This window comes from Bacillota bacterium, from assembly GCA_009711825.1.
In the GTDB taxonomy this organism is placed as follows: Bacteria; Bacillota; Proteinivoracia; order UBA4975; family VEMY01; genus VEMY01.
Map to the genome: position 1 here is coordinate 1 of VEMY01000060.1, position 7,202 is coordinate 7,202.

At 46.4% G+C, this 7,202-nt stretch carries 7 protein-coding genes and 1 pseudogene; 2 read left to right on the forward strand and 6 right to left on the reverse strand.

Translation table 11 applies throughout. The features are described 5' to 3' along the window. Positions 1 to 254 (forward strand): hypothetical protein (locus FH749_14520; protein MTI96665.1); only part of this gene is annotated, 254 nt, incomplete at its 5' end. Further along, the gene (locus tag FH749_14525) at positions 244 to 621 is read left to right on the forward strand and encodes an IS3 family transposase (GenBank protein ID MTI96666.1); all 378 of its coding nucleotides are present in this window, start codon (positions 244 to 246) and stop codon (positions 619 to 621) included. The genes FH749_14520 and FH749_14525, both read left to right, overlap by 11 nt. A gap of 123 nt (positions 622 to 744) precedes the next feature. Here FH749_14525 and FH749_14530 read toward each other — a convergent pair whose 3' ends face one another. The 6 genes and pseudogenes from FH749_14530 to FH749_14555 all read right to left on the reverse strand — a co-directional run. Further along, a complete protein-coding gene (locus FH749_14530; protein ID MTI96667.1) occupies positions 745 to 1,143 on the reverse strand; it encodes a hypothetical protein in 399 nt (132 codons plus the stop codon). Positions 1,144 to 1,202: 59 nt separating this feature from the next. After that, complete coding sequence (locus FH749_14535) at positions 1,203 to 2,588, reverse strand: hypothetical protein (GenBank protein ID MTI96668.1); 1,386 nt, start codon at positions 2,586 to 2,588, stop codon at positions 1,203 to 1,205. 604 nt (positions 2,589 to 3,192) lie between these two features. Then, a pseudogene (locus tag FH749_14540) lies at positions 3,193 to 3,605 on the reverse strand (putative toxin-antitoxin system toxin component, PIN family). Further along, a complete protein-coding gene (locus tag FH749_14545) occupies positions 3,589 to 3,864 on the reverse strand; it encodes an AbrB/MazE/SpoVT family DNA-binding domain-containing protein (GenBank protein MTI96669.1) in 276 nt (91 codons plus the stop codon). Before FH749_14545 ends, FH749_14540 begins: the two are co-directional and overlap by 17 nt. A gap of 310 nt (positions 3,865 to 4,174) precedes the next feature. Beyond that, on the reverse strand, positions 4,175 to 5,587 hold the full coding sequence (locus tag FH749_14550) for a hypothetical protein (protein ID MTI96670.1): 1,413 nt from the start codon (positions 5,585 to 5,587) through the stop codon (positions 4,175 to 4,177). 6 nt (positions 5,588 to 5,593) lie between these two features. Then, positions 5,594 to 7,202 (reverse strand): ABC transporter ATP-binding protein (locus FH749_14555; protein ID MTI96671.1); only part of this gene is annotated, 1,609 nt, incomplete at its 5' end.

Below are 7,202 nucleotides of genomic sequence, written 5' to 3' on the forward strand. Positions count from 1 at the left end.
CACTATACCTCTTACTACAGCGGTGGGCAAAACACCGTCACCCCAATAAGAACAAATGGTGGCGACTGAACAAATATTGGCATGAAAAGAATGGAAAGAGATGGTTATTTATGTCTGACGAGTTTAGCCTCATAAACCTGAGGAGAATAAACATCGTCCGGCACCCTAAACTGCAGATTTCAAGGAACCCCTTCTTAGACAAAGAATACTTTGCAGAAAGAAGGATGAAACTGAAATCATTAAATGCCGCCTGAAAAGGTGAAGAAATGCTTGAGCCGTATGAGCGGGAAACTCTCACGTACGGTTCTTAGACGAGGGAAAGGGAGCAATCCCTTTTCCTTAGTCGATTATACATCTAAGCAATTCAAGACCAAGTTGGACAAGGCCAAAATGAAACAAAGCATGTCGCGTGTTGGTCGCTGCATCGACAACAGCCCCATGGAAGGCTTCTGGGGAATTATCAAATGTGAAATGTATTATCTGGGCAAATTCAAGGATTACGACACTCTCGCAGTAGCTATTGAAAACTACATACACTTCTATAATTACGAACGACGGCAAAAGAAGCTCAACAAACTAGCCCCGATGACCTATCGACAATTGCTCGAAAACGCTGCATAAAAAGCTGGACCCCATTATGGAGTCCAGCGAAAACAGTTTTCTTTTTTACACCTGTCTACTTGACAGGGGGCAGTTCAAATTTGCTGGCTGTGGGGCTTTTGGAGACGGGAAGCTCTTATCTTGCTACTGAACTGTAAATTCAGCAACGATTTTATGGGCGGCATCTTCTCCCAACTCCCAAAAGAACTCTTTAAGATATCTGTATTCACCAGGCGCCAAAGACAACTCATGGCTAAACTCAACTTTCTCCCGCGGCTCTAGGCTGCTGGCCCAGTCCAACACAGACTTTTGATACTGTAGGTCAACCCAAACGCCATCTTCATATTTTTCCAGTACAAATCTATCTCCGTAATACACTTTCCGGCCGGTGTTGTTAACAAAAACCAAGTGCAAAGTATCTTCTGTAGAAAGGGTTGGATTCTCTACTATTACCGTGACCTCATTAGCTTGACAAAAGAGTACAAACAACAGGCAAAGAAGTAGAGGTGCAAAAATTAGTCGACCACGAATTTGACGGACCATGAGCTCTCACCTCCTTAGTCGATCAACAAAAAATTAAGTAAGTAGGTAGATCTTGTTACTTAGTTGGTCAATGGCACAACTGATAATTCATTACGTACACCAGACTGAGGTGAAAAGTAAGCTGCATCATCGTATCTTCCGACATGTATTCCGGCGTAATATGTACCAACGGCATCGGTAAACCAAATTGGCCCGCCACTATCACCTGGCATACTATGATAATTAGCAGAAATCTGCCCCCTAATATTTCCCAAATAAGGATGAGGTACCACACGGTTTATCTCGGTAACAAATCCAGACGTTACACGAGTAGTTATCCCTGACTTGTAGACTAGTTGACCTACGCCGGGGTTACCATACCCATGCACCGGAATAATAGTGCCGATTCCTATATGGATACCGGGCCTCAATGGTCTATCTATGCTAGTAACACGTGCAGCATCTGCGTACCCTCCATCTCTTGCCACACGATCTACGACCCCTTGATTTTGTCTACGGGATGGCTGACCAATGGAAGAGGACAATGGTATTGTTCCGTTGTCTCCAATATGAGAGGTGATAATAGAAACGTGATGCCCCGATATAGTATTTCTGGCTGCAATGTTTAATGTGGCATAGTCCCAATCAGAAGCACATGAAACTCCGCCTGGAATCGGGTCATACTCTAGATAATATCCCGATAATTCGGGTGGACCACTAAACCGAAATAAAACAGGGATATCAATTTCATGTTCCGCGGCTATTTCACTGATAGCACGATCCAAGTCGTTTACAATCTCTTGGTCATGTTTGGCTGGGTCAATTCCGACAGAGAAGTACCCAGTTATTTCAGCGCCATGAGAAACCACCGGACCCTTTGGATAATAGTACTTATCTTGTAGCATCACCTGAGCGGCAAAATTGCTTAAATCACTTATCCACAAATCCCATTCGGGCTGCTTGCCAGCATCTACTGGGGGTTCTCCCAAAACTAGAAAAGAGTCTTCATACAATTCTTGCCGGATCCGTTCATGAAGGTCGGGCATTATACTTTCAATATCATCGATGCTTATGCTCTCAGAAAAAGACCGTTCAGGAAATTTCCCTTTAAGATAATCGATTACTGCTGCTTGCTCTATGTCACTTAAGCCAGCAACAGTATCTGATGTACTGTTGCTTTTATCAACCTTTAACCAATAATCCCCGAGCTCATCTAACAATTTTTCATGGAGCTTAGCGTCTAGGATCTCTTCACGGAAGTGGGTAAATTCATCCATGGTCAAATTCAAATAATCGGCAGATGAATGGCTTGGCGTAAGTACATTTATAACTATTTCTTTAACATCATCCTTGTGTTGTTCAACTATCTCTTTCCACCAATAAAGCGGCTCAGAACTATCAGTGGATGCGTAAGGCGAGATTACCAAACCAACCACCAGCAATATCATAATTATAACTCGTCTCATTAACTTAGTACCCCCTTGTATTATTAGCGTTTCCAAATCCATCTTCTTAATCACCCAATACTTACTACCCGCATCTATCCGTCCATGCATTTATAGATTTAGCTCTTCACCACCTCTCCAACACTTTAGACATGTTGTGCTGCTAAAATAATTTGGCTAGATCAACTGGCTATCACGTATGTTAAAATAATATTATCGCACTATTGCGTGAATGTAAATGCAAACTTAACTGTCAAAGAACTAATGGTGTCATTCAGCAAGGCCGAGTATATGTAATCGCCACAAACGGCTGAGCGCGAAGAATAATTGATTGTGTTCTAATAATTGAACGTTATCATTCTGTTATCATTACTGGCCTCTATACCACAAAAACCCCGCTATTACGGGATTTTTGGCTTTCTTGCTACTATTCCCACTCAACAAATCCATAGGAATATAAAATTAACTAATGTATCTTTCGCTAGTTTTTAGGTTGTTTTGTGCACTATGTATCTATTTTATATGGGCTTTCTTGTTTTTGTTATCAAATTGTTATCACATGGAAGATGCCCCATTGGACCTTCTAGAAAAACGATAGATTCATTTCAAAGGTTTATAGGTTTTGCTATCTTGCTTCTGCGCCGTACTTTTCGAGAAACCCGGACGGTGTCAGTATCTCCGGCCTTTCAATTTCTACGGCAGCAAAATCCGCATCCCCTGTTATCATAACATCGACATCCTCTAGAATCGCCGTCACCAAAATAGGAAGATCCTTTTTGTCCCGTATATCCGGGTGTTTTTTTGCGTCGATTCTCTCCGGTGTATAAGCAAGAGAAAACGGAAGCTCCTGGATAAACTGATCCAGCAAATCGAATTTCTCCGAGAACTTCCGTTTAATGACTTCCTTTAATTCTTCCAGCACATAGGACGGCAGGACAATTGTGTATCGCTCAGTAATTACATCCACTAAACTAGACATTTTAGGGGACGGAAAAGGAAGATGGAAATCAGGACATTGGTATCAATCATTATCCGCATATCGCTTATCCCACATTTCCTTGCGGACCTCGTCCACCAAATTCACGACATCCTGTTCATCTTTCAGACCACGCTTTTCCGCTTCGCCCTCAAAGGCTTTCTGCATATTCCTAAAGGCTACCTTAGCAGCGTTGGCGAAGATAATATTATCGCCATCTTCTATGAAGATAACCTTGTCACCTTCCCTCAGGCCAAGCTTCTTGCGTATGTCAATTGGGATCGTAATCTGTCCTCTGCTTGTGATCTTTGCAACCTCCATAATCGCACCCCTTCCATGCTTACCTTACTTGAAAATCTTACTTCCTTAGTTCATATTATACGCTGTTCGGCCAGAAAATACAATTAGTGTCCGAAATAACCCTTTCAGACCTTAGGAAATTAAAACCTCCATGACCGCGAATCAAGATTCGGCGGTACATGGAGGGTATTAGAACCCTACTCTTTATTATGATAGCCTGGTCCTCTAAACTTCGCGTTTCAGCTTTGGTAAACCTGTTCAAGGTCCACCTCAACCTGGTCTCTATAAGACGGATACATATCCTATCCATCATCGAACACCATGCAACCTGCTATGAAAAATATCCCAGGATATTATGATAGAGTGACACAATATCCTGGTCATCATAAGCCGCTTTTAAGCAGCTAAGGCTTCCAGTATTGCTACCCTCATCATTCCCAAGGAAAATGGAATATGAACCTTCTTCATCAACAACCCCCTGCCCCGGGCCTTGAAAGTTACATATCAATATGTCTGGCCGGCATAGCAGGCTTAGATGGGCAATGGCGGACGACGCCGAAACACCAGCCGGGACATATTCCAAATCATACAGATATGAGTATGGAAAACCACACAAGCCTCTACACTGATACCCATCTGCAATAAACATATCTCGCAGCCGGCACATTAAATCGATTGCCCTTAACCCACGCCCATGGAGATTGATGATTGCCGGTTGATCAGAGCTAGGAGGGCTGAATAGGTCTTGGGGATAGCAGCAGCAATCTTCGCTCCAAACCAGCGCTTCCGACAACATGCTCCGTTCCCTTTCCGGCAAACTGCCTCCGTAGAGAAGGGTTTCGATCTTACCGGCATAACCTTGGCCAATGTCATATCCAGATACTAACCTGGAATCTTGGGGCACCAAGTAAACCAGACTCTTACAATCCGAGCTGAGCTGTACCACCTCCGGCGGGCACTGGAATTCCGCCAGGCAGTTGAAGAAAAGATGCTGCTTCAAAAGAGGGAACCCGCTGGGATTTAGAATTATGGCATCCTCGATAAAGTCCGGCCGCACCAAAGTCATGCTGTCTGGATCCCCCACCAATTCTGTATATACCTGTCCCACCGACATGGAAAAGGCTTCTCTTCGCTCAAGGATGTTATGGACGGCTGCCGTAACCGTGGGTGCGGCATAGCTGTTGGCAGTGTGCGTCAAAAACTCATGCCCCGGTGGCAGAAATAAAGTGTGCCGGGACGAGGCATGTATGAGACTGCTACCTGGCAACAGAGTGTATTCCGCGCCTTTTAGCCCTGGGTCGGCGATTGTACCCATCACACCACTTAGGTGGGCCGGTATCGAATAGTCCCCCGAGTTACTGCACGCCGCCACGATAATTTGGCGCTGTTGGATCAGACGAGCAACAATGGACCTGATCCTCTTATAATCATTGGGCTGCCTGGTGCCAAGACTCAGATGGACAATGGGAATCCGCGCATCCAGGCACCATTCCATTGCCGCCGCCAGTTGAGCACAGGATGCCCGCAAGTTCTCCCTATGAAAAATGCGTAGACTGCAGAATTCAGCATTGGCGGCGTACTTGGCAATAATACTTGCACAGGTAGTGCCATGGCCAGTGATTATTCTGTCATCAGCGGCACGCTCCCTGACGACGCCATCTCTCTCCACCAACAGATCATACTTCACCCTTATTTCAGGAAAGACAGATGTATCGATTCCGTCGTCGATCAATGCAATCAACATAATCCTTTATTCCCTGCCCTCCTCTCCCACCGCGTACTTCTCCTGCTGGTACCTAAAGAGCTCAGCATACCTTTGCTTGTTCCTCAGCAATTCCGCCTGGGTCCCGTCCTCAACGATCCTACCCTTCTCCATAACGATAATCCTGTCGGCCAGGAAGACATTGGACAATCTATGAGAGGTAAAGATGGTCATTTTTCCCTGGGTCAGGGCTTGCAGTGACTCAAATATCTCATGCTCCGCCTTGGGGTCCAGGTTAGAGGATGGCTCGTCCAGGATCAAAGTGTTATGGCGGCGGAAAAATGTCCTGGCCAAGGCCAGTTTCTGGTGCTGGCCCCCAGAAAGCTCAATACCGTCGGTGGCAAAGAACCTGGTCAGGCTGGTATCCAAGCCCCTGCCGGCCCTTTGCAGGATGTCCTCACTATAGCTGGCTCTGAGGGCGGCCATGGCAGCCTCATCTACATCCTCCCGATTACCGTCGGCAATGGTAAGGTTATCCCTCAGCGTAAAAGCGTAGTTCCGCATTTCCTGAAAGTACACGCTAAAATTGGCCCGCAGTTCAGCCAGCCGGTATTCCCTGATATCGACACCGTTGATCTTGATGACACCACTGTCGGGGTCATATAAGCGCAGCAACAGCTTGATGAGGGTCGACTTGCCCGAGCCGTTTAACCCCACCAAGACTACCCTTTCCTGGCGATTCAGGCGAAAACTCACATCGTCCAAGGCACGTACTTTGGCGCCCCTGTATGTAAAGCAGACGTGCTCAAATTCTATAGAGTCTACGCTGCCCAGGTCCCGCGTGCCGGTATCAACGACGTGGTTATCGAATTGCTCCAAACCCTTGATATTAGCTATCTTCAGTTGGTTGTCATAAATCTGCATGGCCGAAGACGTCAGCAGGGCTACGGCGGACCACAACTGGCTCATCAGGCCGGTGTAAAGGGAATAATCCCCAACTGTAGCCCTGCCACCCACCACCCCAAAGGCGATGTCGACGCCGACAAGAATGACGACGGCCTCGGGCAGGCAATCCATCAAGGATGTCAGGACGGTACGTCGCCGAGTCATATCCCTTCGTTTACCAAAGAGCTCCTGCCACAGCCGGGCATAGCGGTCTTTAAGACCTTGTCCGGCATTGAACAGCCGCACATCCTGGGCATAGCCCCTGTCCACGGCGATGCTCTGGTAATAGCTCTTCCGGCGCTCTTCATTGATCTGGGCAAGACTCAAACGGTACAACAGTTTGGTGTACTTGGCCGCCGCGACGGAGGAAGGGATGGCCGCAGCCATCATCAAGAAACCGTAGATAACATTTGCCTTGGACAACACCAGAAAGGCGCCGACAAAGGACACCCCTGCACTGATGCACGAAAGTACATTCCAGACAAGATGAGTAATGGCTGAGGAATCGCGGGTAGCGGACATCAGCTTGTCATGGTATTCGGAGTTGTCGAAGTACTCCAGATCGGCGGCAAGGGAGTACCCCATGATTCCACTGCAGAAAGTCCCTTTTCCCTTATAATTTCTTCCATTAACGGCAGGATTTTGCACCCCGGAAATTGAAGTAATACCTAGGAATATCGAGCTATTCCTACATAATCGGTGCATAAGGGGT